The sequence below is a fragment of the Tenacibaculum profundi genome (assembly GCF_057162725.1).
The window spans coordinates 2,139,147-2,153,150 of sequence record NZ_CM169894.1; the positions used below are offsets into that span (position 1 = coordinate 2,139,147).

The following is a 14,004-nucleotide window of genomic DNA, read 5'->3' on the forward strand; positions in this document are numbered from 1 at the left end:
TTATAGTACTTCAGAGAAAACACCACTAGCCCAAACAAATCATCTTCTAAACTGGATACAAAAAAATAAAAATTCATCGAGAATGGTAGGTTTTACCTTTCTAATAATAGCTTTTTTTTTCGCTTGTTTAATATTTGGGGTAACATCAGGTATTTTAACTTGGCTATTTTTAACAATAACTTTATTCAGTCTGATGATTTTGCTTATACCAATAAGAAAAGTAAATGTTTTAGGCGTAGTATTTATTTTAATCATTAGTTTCATTTTTGAAAATATATTTTAATTATGCCTGCTAACCCAAAATATCTTACACAATCACCTTGGCAAAAAGTTGCTAAATTATCTGCTGGAATTATAGGAGGATACACAATTACCGCTCTCTTACATATGTTTATTGCCATACAAATACCTTTGCATAATGAAATAATTGTAACTTCTACCTTTTCATTATTTCTTATTTGGTGTATACTGTTAATTATTCCTTATTTATTTAATAATGGTTGGACAGTTTGGATTATATACGGAGTTACAATAGTAATTTTATACTTGTTGTACTTTTTCGCTAATAAAAACAACCCTTTTTTATAATGTATAATGGGTAGGAGAAATTATAATGTCTTTTTTAACACGCATACAGTAAGTGGAATTATAATTAGTATTGCGCTATATGTAATGTTTTTTGCGGGAGCCTTTTCTCTTTTTAAAGAGGAAATTCAATTTTGGGAAGAAGGAAAACCATTAAGCTATACTGAAAGACAAAATATCAACTTCAATAAATTACTTGGTAATTTAAATGATGACTATGAATTAAAAGGTAGGGATATTCAAATGCATCTTGGAAAATATACAGACCAAATATATGTTTATTTATCTCCAAGTAAGGATACTACTTCATCTAAAAAAGGAAAAATAGCTCATTATTTCTATACCGATATAAAGTCTGGTAGCACTCAAACTTACAATCAACAATATAGCCTTGGCGAATTCTTATATCGCTTACATTTTTTTTATCAAATTCCAACTATTGGTCTATATCTAGCTGGACTCGTTTCTTTCTTTTTTTTATTTGCCATTATTACAGGAGTAATAGTTCATTGGAAAAAAATAATACCTGACTTTTTTAATTTTAACCCTAAAACCATTCTAAAAAAAGTATGGGCTGATGCGCATACGGCTCTCGGAGTTATAGGACTTCCTTTTCAGTTTATTTTTGCCCTAACCGGAGCCTATTTTGCTTTAGGAATACTTGTTTTGATTCCTGCCAAAATATTATACAACGGGAACCAAGAAAAACTTTTGGAAAATCTTCAACCCGCTATGAAAAACCATGCTTGGGTTTCATCTCTTGAAGAAAACATTCCAAACTTTAATGCTTTTATTAAAAAAGCAAATAGTCAGTGGGATAACTTTAATTTAAATAAAGTTTATATAAAAAACTATGAAGGCTCCAATATGAAGTACATAGTGACTGGAGAATTAGATAGTAAAAAACGATTTATTGGAACAGGTCTTGTTAGCTACCATGTCAAAAATAAACAATTAGAAATTGAGAAAAATCCATATAATCCAGAATATATAGTAGATATTCAAAGAGCCATGGAAAAACTGCATTTTGGAGATTTTGGTGGCTTATCAATTAAAATTATCTATTTCATCTTAGCGTTGATTACTTGCTTTGTTATTATTACAGGAGTTTTAATCTGGGTGGAGGCAAGAAATAAAAAAAGTATAAATTTAAGACAACGTCTATATACTGCTAAGATAGGTCATATATATATCGCTGTATGCTTATCTCTTTTACCTGTAACAGCCCTTGCCTTTTTATTTGTGAAAGTAACAAGTGGTTATTTATCAAATAAACAAAACGCTATCTATTATTTCTATTTTTTAACATGGTTGCTATTTATTCTTTTTTATAGATTTAAACGAGATAATTATTTCACTAATAAATCAACCTTACTTTTAGGAGGGGTATTGGGAATTCTTGTCCCAATTAGTAATGGTGTTGTTTCTGGTAACTGGATTTGGATTTCTTTTCTTAGCAAACAATATGATATCTTACTAGTTGATCTTATCTGGATCATCATCTCTTCGCTGAGCTTGTTAAGCTATTCAAAAATTAGACCGAATATAAAAACAAAAAGTAGTTATCACAAAACACCAATAGATTATAAAAACTTAAAAACATTAATAGAAGAGGACATTGATAAAAACAATACAGATCTTCAAAAAAAAACTATAAATAACACTAAAAATCATATTCCAATGAGAATTAAAATTTCACTTTTATGGATATTCATAGCTATTGGATTCATATTTCATCATATATATGGATTAGCAACTATTTATTTCAAAGAATCTCTACTAATGGAAGGGGCTACAGGCGAAACTCCCTTTTGGGCACATCAATGGAGAATTTTAATGGAAGGTCTTGCACTAACCTTTGGACTACTGAGTCTTGAAATTTCAAAGAAATGGTTTGTTTGGGCCTCTCTTATTTGGTCAGTCATACTGGGCATATTCAATGTATATCACGTAATTACCGCAATTATATACGAAGCTTCCAATATTTCAGAAATACTAATACTTGTATTACTTGTTGTTGCTAATACCTTTTTAGTAAAAGCGATAAATAATTGGAGAAACTCGTAAATTAAATACTATCCAAAATCAAAAAAATGAATCCCAGTGAAGAAAAAAAGCTTATTGAACTAGAAGAACAACTAAGTTGTCCTGATGGCAAGATAGGAAAAGAAGTAGCTGATATGATGCATAAAACGAACATCAGCATGACCAAGTCTTCTATTGATTTATTAAATATTCGTGATAAAGAATTAATTTTAGAGATAGGTCATGGGAACTGTGGTCATATTAATTACCTACTGTCAAAGGCTTCATCTTTATCTTTTATCGGTTTAGAAATATCGAAAACTATGAAAATTGAAGCTGAAAATCAAAAAATCACATCAGATCACACTCGTGTTTCGTTTGATTTATATGATGGAAAATCTTTACCACTTGCCGATTTAAGTGTAGACAAAATACTTACTGTAAACACTCTGTATTTCTGGGAAAAACCACAAAAATTGCTATATGAAATAGCAAGAGTTTTAAAAAAAAACGGTACTTTGATTATTACCTTTGCTAATAAAGAATTTATGGAAACACTCCCTTTTGTGAGAAAAAAGTTCAAGTTATACAATATTGATGACATTCTTTTCTTAATTAAGAATTCAACTCTTGAAATAGCCTCTACAGTGAAAAAAATAGAAAAAATTAAAAGTAAAACAGGTAATTTAGTTAATCGACAATTTACAATAGCAATACTTAAACATAAGTCATGAATAAAACAATTGGATTAATATACGGATCAGACACTGGGATGACTGAAGAAATAACACATAATATAGTAGATGAGTGGAAATCTTCAGATATTAAAGTAATTGAAGTTAGTAATGTGAAAGCCTCTGACTTTGAAAAATTTGAATTTTTAATTTTAGGCTTGTCTACTTGGTATGATGGAGACCTTCAAAGTGATTGGGAAAGTTTTTTTGACGAATTTCAAACTATTGATTTTACAGGGAAAACAATTGCTTTGTTTGGGTTAGGTGATCAATATGGTTATGGAGAATTCTTTATTGACGGTGTTGGAATGTTAGCTAAAGTAATTCTAAAAAATGGCGGTAAAATTATAGGAAAATGGCCTATAGAGGGTTATGATTTTACAGAATCGAAAGCAAAAATAGAAGATGAAGATTTATTTTACGGACTTGCTATTGACGAGGATAACCAACCTGAATTAACACAAGAAAGAGTTAAAAATTGGCTAAATCAACTTGAATCTGAATCAATTTAAGGTTTTATAATATATTTTTACATCGTATTATTATACACATACCTTAGCGTTTTGTTAAATTAACTCTCTGGTGCTAACTCTACCTGTAATCCATCCAAGTCAGTGGTCATTTGAATTTGGCATCCAAGCCTACTATTTTCTCTCACATCAAAAGCTTCTGCCAACATTGCGTCTTCATCATCTGATATTTCAGGTAATGGGTGGTCTGAATTTACATAACATTGACAAGATGCACACATAGCCATTCCTCCGCAAATACCTATGGTACCCTCTGGGGCTAATTCGTACGACCTAACAACTTCCATTAAATTCATTGCCATATCAGTAGGAGCTATAACTTCATGTATAACCCCTTCTCTATCCGTGATTTTAATTTTAATGTCTTGACTATCCATGAAAATAATTATTAGTGTTCTTTTTTAAAAGTGTTTTTCAAACAAACACACCTACAAAAATAGGTAAAATAGCAACGAAATTTTATTCACGATACAATGAGATTTAATAATGGTTAAAAGTATTTTGAAATGTTTTTCAAGGAAAAAGTTCTATTAAAAATAAGATAAAAACACTACTTTACAAGTCCATCTAAAATCTTTTTATTAAAGATGAATCTGAGTTGCTTCTTCGTATTCTTGTAATTTTTTTCTTAGCACTTTTGCTCTTTTATCATCACCGTCGTGACTCCAGCCTGGTGATTTAAAAATATAGTTTAACTTATCACTCAACCTTTTTGATCTTTTGACGTCTTTCCAAATAGCTATGTATTCATGAGTAGCTACTTTTAGTGGGTTAAATGTTTTTATATTTTCTGTTAACCCATATCTTGGTTTATCAAGCCCCTTTAGTTCTTTGGAAAAAGTCCCAAATAAACGATCCCATATTATCAGGACCCCTGCATGGTTACAATCTAAATATCGAATATTAGAAGCATGATGTACTCGGTGATGAGAAGGAGTATTGAAAACAAATTCAATAACTCTTGGAAACTTATCAATTAATTCTGTATGAACAAAAAACTGATATACAAGACTTACGCCCATCATTGTAAAAATCATTAAAGGGTCAACTCCTAAAAGAGGTATCCACATCCAAAAAAAGAATTTATGAATACGTTCTCCTACTCCTTGTCTTAATGCAGTTCCAAAATTCATATATACTGAAGAATGGTGAGAAACATGACCTGCCCAAAACAACCTTATCTCATGATTTAATCGATGAAACCAATAATAAGAAAAATCATCTGCAAAAAATAATAAAAACCACACCCACCATTGACGTTCAATAACATCTCTTAATGGGCTTATTTGATGTAAATAGAAAAATATAATAAAAGCACAAATTTTTGGAATAAACTCTACTATAGATGAAAAAATCATCATCATAAGCGATACTCCAGTATCCTTAATATTATATTTTTCCTTTGCAAATTGATATTCTACAAATAAACATAACAAAAAAAGAGGCAATGCAAAGTATAATAATTTATCTTGAGAAAGCTCTATCACATAATCAATAATATCCAAACTCTTCTTGTTTTTATTAGTTACTTACTATTTTAATAAAACCATATTATATTTATTAAAAACCTCAATATACCCTAATTTATTGCTTTTACAACGGCTTTTGGCGCCTCTTTTTTAGTACCGTCAAAACCTTGAACTCCTCCAACAGTAGTATATTTCATGACATACTTTTTGTTTGGGTAAATTCGTTGATAAGCACTTTGGCACATTAAAGTTGCCTCGTGAAATCCACACAAAATCAATTTTAATTTACCAGGATATGTATTCACGTCACCTATTGCATATATTCCTGGGATATTTGTTTGATAATCTAATGCATTATTTACTTTAATCGCGTTTTTTTCTATTTCTAACCCCCAATTCGCAATAGGTCCTAATTTTGGAGCTAAGCCAAAAAGTGCTATGAAGTGATCCGCTTTCAAGTTAAACGGTTCTTCCCCTTTTTTCTCTATAATAACCCCCTGTAAACTGTCTTTTCCTAAAATACCTTTTACCTCTGAAGGTGTAATCAAGTTAATTTTTCCTTCATTTTTCAACTCCTGAACTTTATCTACAGAATCCAAAGCTCCTCTAAATTCATTTCTTCGGTGAATTAAAGTAACTGACTTCGCTATATCTGTCAAAAAAATAGACCAGTCTAGTGCTGAATCGCCTCCACCCGCTATCACCACATCTTTACCTCGATACAATTCTGGCTCTTTGATCATATACTCTACCCCATTATCTTCAAAATCTGCAATATTTGGAATTGGAGGCTTTCTAGGTTCAAAACTCCCTAAGCCACCAGCAATCGCAACTACTGGAGCATGATGTTTTGTTCCTTTATTTGTGGTAACAATAAATGTACCGTCTTCTTGTTTTTTTATAGTATCGGCTCTTTCTCCAAGAGTAAAACCAGGCTCAAACTGTTTAATTTGTTCCATTAATTTATCAGTCAAGTCTCCAGCCAAAATCTCTGGATAAGCTGGTATATCGTAGATTGGCTTTTTGGGATAAATTTCAGAGCACTGACCTCCTGGTTGTGGAAGAGCATCAATAAGATGACAACGTAATTTGAGCAATCCTGCTTCAAAGACCGTAAAAAGTCCTGTAGGACCTGCTCCAATTATTAATATATCTGTTTTAATCATTTGCTATCCTAAAATATTCTTTTTTACATCGAGATTTACACTTTAATAAATATAAAACATAACTATTGGGAAATAAATTTAATTATTTCAAAGAGGCAACAAATAAATATTCGTCGCTAATATTCCGTAAAAAAACTTTTTTCTAAATAGTCAATTCTACAAAAAATCAAGAAGAATTATGCTATATTAATGACTTCTTTTATTTCTGGAGCATGCTTTTTTATTGTTGCTTCTACACCATTCTTTAAAGTCATTTGATTTACCGAACATCCACTACATGCTCCTTCCAACTGAACCTTTACAGTATCTTCCTCAATAGACAAAAGTTTAATATTTCCACCGTCGCTTAATAAAAAAGGACGAATTTCTTCTAGTGCTTTTTCTACATTATTTTTAGTTTCTGCTGATGCCATAAACATCCCATTTAACCTCCTCATACAAGAAGCAATTCAAACTGGGTATTTGAATTTTTGTTAAACAAATTTTAATAGTATTTATAAAAATACGCTTTATTTAGTACTACAACCACTCATTGTTGTTATTCTTACAACTTCTGTTGGTGGTAGATTTGCATTTCTCTTTAATAATTGTGATACCATTTCTTTTGTTACACTTTCAAAAGCTTCAGATAATGATGTATTTTTCTGTAAAGCTACTGGATGACCAACATCACCGGCCTCTCTTATACTTTGAACAAGTGGTATCTCACCCAAAAAACTTGTACCTATATCTTCTGACAAGTTCTTAGCGCCTTCTCGTCCAAAAATATAATATTTGTTATTAGGAAGTTCTTCAGGTGTGAAATAGGCCATATTTTCAACAATTCCAAGTACTGGAACATTTATACTTTCTTGCTGAAACATTGCGACTCCTTTTTTCGCGTCTGCTAATGCAATATTTTGTGGCGTGCTAACTACAACTGCTCCGTTAATAGGAACAGCTTGAACAATTGATAAATGTACATCACCAGTCCCAGGTGGCAAATCAATTAGTAGAAAGTCTAATTCTCCCCAATCTGCATCAAATATTAACTGATTTAATGCCTTGGAGGCCATTGGTCCACGCCATATAACGGCCTGATTTGGACTTGTAAAAAACCCTAAGGATAAAAGTTTAACTCCATAATTCTCTACAGGCTTCATTTTTGATCGTCCCTTTACATTAGTTGCCAAAGGCTTTTCTTGCTCTACATTGAACATTAAATGCTGAGATGGCCCATAAACATCTGCATCTAGTACTCCAACCTTGAAGCCCATTTTTGCTAAAGAAACTGCTAAATTTGAAGTAATAGTAGACTTTCCAACACCTCCTTTTCCAGAGGCTACAGCAATGATATTTTTAATATTTGGAATTTCTTTACCTCGTATCTGATTTGGGTTCTCTTTTGGAGCAACCTCTACTTTTACGTTAACCTTAACTTCAAGCTTTTGGTTAACATGCTCGTGAATAGCTTTTATAATTTCAACCTCTACTTTTTTCTTTGCTTGTAATGTAGGATTACTAATAACTACATCTACAACAACCTCTTCCCCAAAAACAACAACATTATTTATATTGTTATTTTCAACTAAGTTTTTTCCTTCTCCTGGTGCCGTTATTTTTTCTAACGCTGTATATATGTCTTGTTTCTTAAAACTCATTTATGCTTTTCACTTTGCGTAATTTGCACTATGCTTATTACTGTTCTATTAAACCAATAACAAAGATACGGCATAACACTTAGATTTTAAAGTGTTTGAATTATCAAAATTTATAGATTAATAAAAAGATCTTATTAAAGATCCATTAAAATTGAATCATCTAAGTTTTCTGAGGGATCCCAAAATACTTCTTCGAAATTTTGCACCTGATTATCAACTACTAAAATACCTTCGTTTTCTAATAATTGCTGCATTAAATTTATTCCTTGAAAATGATGTTTTCCTGTTAAAACTCCTTTACGATTTACAACTCTATGTGCTGGAATTTCATCTGTATGAGAATGCGAATTATTCATTGCCCACCCAACCATTCGTGCAGACCTAGTGGCCCCTAGGTATTTGGCAATAGCTCCATAGCTTGTAACCTTTCCGAAAGGAATTAAGAGAGCAACACGATATACCTTATCAAAAAAACTATCCGATTTTCCCATATTTTAAAGATATTACAAAAAGATAAAATAAATATAAATTTATAAAGATATCTTTAAAAGCATATTTCTAATATTTCACTCTAAATTTAATATAAGTTATAGGCTTTCCTTGATCTAGATATTGTTTTTCATAAAAAGTTTGAGTGTTTATAACCTCTTCAGGGGAATAATGATTCTTATAAACATCATGATTTGAATGTAATATTTCATGGCCTTCTCCATGTAATAATCCTAAAGTATAGCCATGCATAAACTCACTATCTGTTTTTAAATTGATCGTTCCTTCTTCAGTTACAATTTGATGATATTTCTTTAAAAAGGTAGTATTTGTAAGACGGTGTTTAGTCCTTTTATATTTGATTTGAGGGTCTGGGAAAGTAATCCAAATTTCTGAAACTTCATTTTTCCCAAAAATAAAATCAATTAATTCTATTTGTGTTCTAATAAAAGCAACATTTTTCATCTCCTCTTCTATAGCCGTCTTAGCTCCTCTCCAGAAACGAGCTCCTTTTATGTCAATTCCTATATAATTTTTACTTGGATTTTTCTTAGCAAGAGCAATTGTATATTCTCCTTTACCACACCCTAGCTCTAAAACAATAGGATTGTCATTTTTAAAGAAAGAATTCCATTTTCCTTTTAATTCAAAACCAGTAACAACCTCTTCTCTACTTGGTTGCAAAACATTTTGAAATGTTTCGTTTTCTTTAAAACGTTTTAGCTTATTTTTACTTCCCAATTGATTTAAGAATTAGGCTCTATCTTCGGTTCCTTCACGCTTAAATTTTAGTGCTTGCCCCATCCAGTAACTCAATAACAAAATAAGAATCCCTAAAAAAAACCAGTTTATAGCGTTAGAAACCCACCATCCAGCGCCTCCTTTTGCTAAGGTAAGACGAATCCATTCAAATGGCGTGAACAACATTCCAAATACATCCTCAATTAATTTAAAAATATTTAATCCTAACATAACTTGCTTATCTTTACAATTGCAAAAATATAAAAACAATCAATGCTAGCCAATTTTTTCAGTAAATCTAAACCTGTTAATTTTGTGATACTTTTTTTACTATTCATAGTTTACTTTGGTATCAGTTTATTTTTGAAAGATATTTCGTTATTAAATGCAAGTAAAGAAGCTATTATTTTCATAATTACTTTCTCTGTTTATAACTTTATTCTTTTAAAAAATGAGCTTGCAAAAGATAATAGCTTTGCTTTTTTATTTTATGTTATTCTCATTGGGTTTCTCATTAAATACATCCAAATTAATTCTGTTTTTTATAACAATTTACTCTGCCTATTTCTTTTTAGAAAAGTCTACAGCTTACAATCTTCCAAAAAAGTATATCAAAAACTATTTGATGGTGGTCTTTGGTCAGGGATCTTATTTATTATTGAGCCACATACTTTAACATTTATACTACTCTTGTATATTGCTATTTATTTATACAACCAACTTACCTATCGTACTCTGATTATTCCAATTCTTGGCTTTATAACCCCAGTATTTATATTTTATACATATAATTTAGTATTGAATCAAACAGAACATTTTTTTAGTTTGTTTTCATGGGAGATTTCTCTAGATTTTAGCCCTTACAATTCGGGTAATTTTTTGTTTTCCAGTGTTATCATTGGAATATTTACATTGATTTCCATACTTATAAAATCACCTCAAACATTTGCCATTCTCGATAAGTCTAGACAAAATTGGATTCTTATTTTGACACATCTTTTTTTATCCTTGTTAGTCTTTATTCAAAATTCAGAAAGAACAGGAATTGAATTTTTATACTTACTTTTTCCTATTTCTGTTATACTTGCTAATGGTATTGAATTAATAAAAAAGAAATTGCTTGCCGATGTTTTTATTTTACTATTCCTAGCAGCTTCAGCTATCCAAATTTTAACTTGAATTATTTCTTTTTACCATACGCTAAATCTCCGGCATCTCCTAAACCAGGAATTATGTATCCCTTATTGTTTAATTTTTGATCAATTACAGCAATCCACAAATCGGTATTTTCAGGGAAATTTTTCTCTACATATGCAACCCCCTCAGATGATCCTATTACTGATAAAATATGAATTTTCTTAGGAGTCCCATACTTTAGAATTCCCTTTAGTACAGCTACTAGGGATTTGCCCGTTGCTAACATCGGATCAATAAGAATTAGGGTTTTTCCTTCGATAGAAGGTGAAGCAAAATATTCTACAACGATATCAAATTCTCCATCGTTTGACTGATGCTTCCGATAAGCAGATATAAATGCATTCTCTGCATTATCAAAATAATTTAAAACTCCCTGATGTAAGGGTAAACCAGCTCTCAAAATTGAGCATAATACAATATCATTAGTGGGAACATTAATTTCCTTTTCTCCTAATGGAGTCGTAGTCGTAATTTTTGTAAACTCTAAATTTTTACTCAACTCATATCCTAAAATCTCTCCTATTCGTTCAATATTTCTTCGAAAACGCATGGCATCTTTTTGAATGGAAATATCTCTAATTTCGCTTAAGAATTTATTTAGAATAGAATTTTCTATAGATTTATTATATATGTTCATTATTGTTTCTTTTTGCGTAAGTAGGCTAAATTAATAAGCTTCTTGTAAAATATCATATCTTCGTTAAAATTATTTAACAAATTTTTTTAAAAATTTTATCAAAGGTTCTCTGTCCTCAATATGACTCATATGCCCATTAGGAAACTCAATGAGAAGGGTTTGAGTTCTTTCAGCTTCGTTAAGAATACTACCATAACTTAAAACAGGATCTTTTTTCCCTGCAATGATTGCTCTTTTTTCAACCTGAATTAAGGCTTCTTCATTATTTCTCCTCAACATCATCCCTGAGCTTGCAGCAATATAACCTCTTAATGATGTATTCTGAGCTTGCTGTAAAGCATCTTTAATTTCTTCCGAAAAAACCTCTTTTGAATCTTTTGCAAACAAGTTAGAAAATGACAGTTTAATTAATTTACCTAATTGTTTTTTGGCTACCTCATTTGCTCCTTTACGTATATTCTTTCTTTCAATTGAATCGGCTTGCGAAGTAGAATTCAGTAAACAAATACCTTTAACATTCTTAGGGTATAAATTTACAAACGCTAATGCTACATAACCTCCCATTGAATGCCCTATAAAATACGACCTTCTAATTTTGTTTTTCTTCAAAACTGATTGTACTGCCTGAGCCATTTCTTCCATCAAATGAATATAGCCTATATTTCCTGTTTTACCGTGCCCTAATAGATCTACAGCAATAACTCTATTTCTCTTTGACAACTCTTCTGAAATCTTATTCCACATAGTTTGGTTTTCTAAAAACCCATGTAACAGAACAATGACCTGACCCTTTCCTTTATCAGTATAAAAAACGTGTGTCTCCTTATATTTTGCAATCATTTTAACCTATTTTCGGCAAAAATAAATTTGTTAAATTATGAACAAAATTAAAGAAACATTTATAATTGGATTCGCTTTATTTTCAATGTTTTTCGGAGCCGGAAATCTCATACTCCCTCCTTCATTGGGAAAAAATGCCGGAGACACATGGTTTTTAGTTACTATCGGATTTTTTCTAACTGCAATAATTATTCCTTTTTTAGGTATTCTTGCTCATGCAAAACTCCAAGGAAGCATGTATGATTTTGGAAAAAAAGTTTCTCCTATTTTTAGCTACTTTTATTGTGTTATCGTTTATCTCATAGCTGTTGTTCTACCTGCACCCAGAACAGCTTCTGTAACTCATGAGATGGCCGTTGCTCCTTACTTCGAAATTGACTCAATTATTACTAGCTTAACTTACTTTTCATTAGTCTTTATTTTTGCGCTAAACAGATCAAAAGTATTAGAGCTTTTAGGTAAATTTTTAACTCCTTTAATCATTCTTATTTTATTAACTATTATTTTCATTGGAATATTAAACCCTCCAGAATATATGTTAGATAGCAAACTAGCAACTCCTTTCGTTAACGGTATATTAGAAGGTTATCAAACATTTGATGCTATTGGAGCTATTATTGTTGGTGGAGTTTTAGTTATTTCAATCAACTTTAAAAAGAAAGCCTCTTTCAAATCAAAACAATTAATTATAATTAAAGCTGGGTTTATTGCTGGTGTAGGTTTATTGATAATTTATGCTGGGCTTATTTTTAATGGTGCCTTATTTAACAGTACCTTTAAAGAAGAAGCCACGAGATCAGAAATACTATCTTCATTGAGTATGCAAACTTTAGGTAATATAGGAACCTCCCTTCTAGGAATCTTAGTTGCTTTGGCTTGTTTTACTACCGCTGTAGGAATTATTACAGGTACTGCTGACTATTTCAAAAGTTTATTTAAAAATTCTTCCAAAGCTTATTTTATAACAGCTCTAATTGGATCTATTTTGGGTGTAGTCATGGGCCAGCTTGATGTTCAAAAAATTATTGTTTTTGCAACACCTACATTACGTTTAATTTATCCAATAACAATTATGTTAATTATTTTAAATGTACTGCCTACAAAAAATATAAGCTCAATGAACTTTAAAATTGTAACGATAATAACTTTTATTTTTAGCCTACCTGACTTTTTACAGTTTTTTAATAAAAATATACTTACCTCGATAACTAATATTATTCCTTTTGCAAACAATCATTTGGGTTGGGTTCTTCCTGCTTTTATCTCACTCGCTTTAGTCAGTATTTATGAATACCTACAGCATAAAAAACGTCTCACTTAATAGGGAGACGTTTTTATGATACAATGCTTAAAAAATTAGCATGATTTTGTAGCACTGATAAAAACATTTATTAATTTTAATAATTAAATATTTTTCAGATTAACAATTTTCTAATTAAATCGATATCCTACGTTAATTCCAACCCTTGGTACAACTGCATAGGATTCAGAAGTAAATAAATTCCTACCTAATCCTGCATAGGCTCCAACAATAAAACCTCCGTTAGAGATATATTTTGATCCTACAGCAATTCCTAAAGCGCCATCAGTATACTCTCTAAGAAAGCCATTATTCAACTCTTTTTTACCTGAGTTGATTGCTAAAAATACCTCTCCAAAGTGATTCCAATTTCTACTACTCGTAAAGTAATGACGAAAATAAGGAGTAAACACCTCATTTTCATTATATCTAAAATCTGCGTTTTGCTTTTCAAAATTGAAAAGCGCAGAAATTCCAACAGACGATTGATCACTAATATAGTGTTCATAAGAAAGCTCTAATGTTTTGAATATGATTGCATCTGCTAAATCTACCTTTATTTCTTGCTGAGCATTTACAAATGATCCTGCAAACAACAAAAAAGCTACAATTATTTTTTTCATTTATTAGTTTTTGAATTTTATGTTTCGT

General features: G+C 30.7%; 17 protein-coding genes. 6 read left to right on the forward strand and 11 right to left on the reverse strand.

Annotation, left to right across the window (positions count from 1 at the left end):
• Positions 1-285 precede the first annotated feature (285 nt).
• Genes AC2GW8_RS08710 through AC2GW8_RS08725 form a run of 4 tightly spaced genes read left to right on the forward strand, consistent with a single transcriptional unit; the run spans position 286 to position 3,856 of the window.
• The gene (locus AC2GW8_RS08710) at positions 286-588 is read left to right on the forward strand and encodes a hypothetical protein (RefSeq protein WP_440879486.1); all 303 of its coding nucleotides are present in this window, start codon (positions 286-288) and stop codon (positions 586-588) included.
• Positions 589-594: 6 nt separating this feature from the next.
• On the forward strand, positions 595-2,652 hold the full coding sequence (locus AC2GW8_RS08715) for a PepSY-associated TM helix domain-containing protein (protein WP_440879487.1): 2,058 nt from the start codon (positions 595-597) through the stop codon (positions 2,650-2,652).
• A 26-nt stretch (positions 2,653-2,678) separates the two neighbouring features.
• On the forward strand, positions 2,679-3,344 hold the full coding sequence (locus AC2GW8_RS08720) for a class I SAM-dependent methyltransferase (protein ID WP_440879488.1): 666 nt from the start codon (positions 2,679-2,681) through the stop codon (positions 3,342-3,344).
• Positions 3,341-3,856 (forward strand): flavodoxin, encoded by a 516-nt coding sequence (locus AC2GW8_RS08725; RefSeq protein ID WP_440879489.1) that lies wholly within the window; start codon positions 3,341-3,343, stop codon positions 3,854-3,856. Before AC2GW8_RS08720 ends, AC2GW8_RS08725 begins: the two co-directional genes overlap by 4 nt.
• A gap of 59 nt (positions 3,857-3,915) precedes the next feature.
• Here AC2GW8_RS08725 and AC2GW8_RS08730 read toward each other — a convergent pair whose 3' ends face one another.
• From AC2GW8_RS08730 to AC2GW8_RS08765, 8 genes are all read right to left on the reverse strand, one after another.
• On the reverse strand, positions 3,916-4,251 hold the full coding sequence (locus AC2GW8_RS08730; protein ID WP_440879490.1) for a 2Fe-2S iron-sulfur cluster-binding protein: 336 nt from the start codon (positions 4,249-4,251) through the stop codon (positions 3,916-3,918).
• A 204-nt stretch (positions 4,252-4,455) separates the two neighbouring features.
• Positions 4,456-5,379: a sterol desaturase family protein gene (locus AC2GW8_RS08735; RefSeq protein ID WP_440879491.1), complete on the reverse strand. Its 924-nt coding sequence runs from the start codon at positions 5,377-5,379 to the stop codon at positions 4,456-4,458.
• A 74-nt stretch (positions 5,380-5,453) separates the two neighbouring features.
• A complete protein-coding gene (locus AC2GW8_RS08740; RefSeq protein WP_440879492.1) occupies positions 5,454-6,509 on the reverse strand; it encodes an NAD(P)/FAD-dependent oxidoreductase in 1,056 nt (351 codons plus the stop codon).
• 176 nt (positions 6,510-6,685) lie between these two features.
• Positions 6,686-6,922 carry a NifU family protein gene (locus AC2GW8_RS08745; RefSeq protein ID WP_440879493.1) on the reverse strand — a complete coding sequence of 79 codons (237 nt, stop codon included), beginning with the start codon at positions 6,920-6,922 and terminating at the stop codon, positions 6,686-6,688.
• A 96-nt stretch (positions 6,923-7,018) separates the two neighbouring features.
• Positions 7,019-8,149 (reverse strand): Mrp/NBP35 family ATP-binding protein, encoded by a 1,131-nt coding sequence (locus tag AC2GW8_RS08750; protein ID WP_440879494.1) that lies wholly within the window; start codon positions 8,147-8,149, stop codon positions 7,019-7,021.
• Positions 8,150-8,283: 134 nt separating this feature from the next.
• Complete coding sequence (locus AC2GW8_RS08755) at positions 8,284-8,640, reverse strand: MGMT family protein (RefSeq protein WP_440879495.1); 357 nt, start codon at positions 8,638-8,640, stop codon at positions 8,284-8,286.
• A 67-nt stretch (positions 8,641-8,707) separates the two neighbouring features.
• On the reverse strand, positions 8,708-9,379 hold the full coding sequence (gene trmB / locus AC2GW8_RS08760; protein ID WP_440879496.1) for a tRNA (guanosine(46)-N7)-methyltransferase TrmB: 672 nt from the start codon (positions 9,377-9,379) through the stop codon (positions 8,708-8,710).
• A 12-nt stretch (positions 9,380-9,391) separates the two neighbouring features.
• Entirely contained in the window at positions 9,392-9,610 is a 219-nt protein-coding gene (locus AC2GW8_RS08765; RefSeq protein ID WP_440879497.1) for a DUF6341 family protein, read from the reverse strand.
• A gap of 132 nt (positions 9,611-9,742) precedes the next feature.
• Between AC2GW8_RS08765 and AC2GW8_RS08770 the strand changes: the two genes are divergently transcribed.
• Positions 9,743-10,558 carry a hypothetical protein gene (locus AC2GW8_RS08770; RefSeq protein ID WP_440879498.1) on the forward strand — a complete coding sequence of 272 codons (816 nt, stop codon included), beginning with the start codon at positions 9,743-9,745 and terminating at the stop codon, positions 10,556-10,558.
• A 1-nt stretch (position 10,559) separates the two neighbouring features.
• Here AC2GW8_RS08770 and upp read toward each other — a convergent pair whose 3' ends face one another.
• Together upp and AC2GW8_RS08780 are read right to left on the reverse strand one after the other, a co-directional pair.
• Positions 10,560-11,213, reverse strand: a complete 654-nt coding sequence (gene upp, locus AC2GW8_RS08775) for a uracil phosphoribosyltransferase (RefSeq protein ID WP_440879499.1) — start codon at positions 11,211-11,213, stop codon at positions 10,560-10,562.
• A 69-nt stretch (positions 11,214-11,282) separates the two neighbouring features.
• A complete protein-coding gene (locus AC2GW8_RS08780) occupies positions 11,283-12,053 on the reverse strand; it encodes an alpha/beta fold hydrolase (protein WP_440879500.1) in 771 nt (256 codons plus the stop codon).
• Positions 12,054-12,090: 37 nt separating this feature from the next.
• On the opposite strand from AC2GW8_RS08780, the gene brnQ reads away from it, so the two are divergent.
• Positions 12,091-13,374: a branched-chain amino acid transport system II carrier protein gene (gene brnQ, locus AC2GW8_RS08785; RefSeq protein ID WP_440879501.1), complete on the forward strand. Its 1,284-nt coding sequence runs from the start codon at positions 12,091-12,093 to the stop codon at positions 13,372-13,374.
• A gap of 110 nt (positions 13,375-13,484) precedes the next feature.
• On the opposite strand, the gene AC2GW8_RS08790 is transcribed toward brnQ, so the two are convergent.
• The gene (locus AC2GW8_RS08790) at positions 13,485-13,976 is read right to left on the reverse strand and encodes a hypothetical protein (RefSeq protein ID WP_440879502.1); all 492 of its coding nucleotides are present in this window, start codon (positions 13,974-13,976) and stop codon (positions 13,485-13,487) included.
• Positions 13,977-14,004: the final 28 nt, after the last annotated feature.

Excerpts from the sequence above, each read along its gene's own strand:
- AC2GW8_RS08710 (WP_440879486.1), top strand. The coding sequence starts at position 286 with ATGCCTGCTAACCCAAAATATCTTACACAATCACCTTGGCAAAAAGTT.
- AC2GW8_RS08715 (WP_440879487.1), top strand. The coding sequence starts at position 595 with ATGGGTAGGAGAAATTATAATGTCTTTTTTAACACGCATACAGTAAGT.
- AC2GW8_RS08720 (WP_440879488.1), top strand. The coding sequence starts at position 2,679 with ATGAATCCCAGTGAAGAAAAAAAGCTTATTGAACTAGAAGAACAACTA.
- AC2GW8_RS08725 (WP_440879489.1), top strand. The coding sequence starts at position 3,341 with ATGAATAAAACAATTGGATTAATATACGGATCAGACACTGGGATGACT.
- AC2GW8_RS08730 (WP_440879490.1), bottom strand. The coding sequence starts at position 4,251 with ATGGATAGTCAAGACATTAAAATTAAAATCACGGATAGAGAAGGGGTT.
- AC2GW8_RS08740 (WP_440879492.1), bottom strand. The coding sequence starts at position 6,509 with ATGATTAAAACAGATATATTAATAATTGGAGCAGGTCCTACAGGACTT.
- AC2GW8_RS08745 (WP_440879493.1), bottom strand. The coding sequence starts at position 6,922 with ATGGCATCAGCAGAAACTAAAAATAATGTAGAAAAAGCACTAGAAGAA.
- AC2GW8_RS08750 (WP_440879494.1), bottom strand. The coding sequence starts at position 8,149 with ATGAGTTTTAAGAAACAAGACATATATACAGCGTTAGAAAAAATAACG.
- AC2GW8_RS08755 (WP_440879495.1), bottom strand. The coding sequence starts at position 8,640 with ATGGGAAAATCGGATAGTTTTTTTGATAAGGTATATCGTGTTGCTCTC.
- AC2GW8_RS08765 (WP_440879497.1), bottom strand. The coding sequence starts at position 9,610 with ATGTTAGGATTAAATATTTTTAAATTAATTGAGGATGTATTTGGAATG.
- upp (WP_440879499.1), bottom strand. The coding sequence starts at position 11,213 with ATGAACATATATAATAAATCTATAGAAAATTCTATTCTAAATAAATTC.
- AC2GW8_RS08780 (WP_440879500.1), bottom strand. The coding sequence starts at position 12,053 with ATGATTGCAAAATATAAGGAGACACACGTTTTTTATACTGATAAAGGA.
- brnQ (WP_440879501.1), top strand. The coding sequence starts at position 12,091 with ATGAACAAAATTAAAGAAACATTTATAATTGGATTCGCTTTATTTTCA.
- AC2GW8_RS08790 (WP_440879502.1), bottom strand. The coding sequence starts at position 13,976 with ATGAAAAAAATAATTGTAGCTTTTTTGTTGTTTGCAGGATCATTTGTA.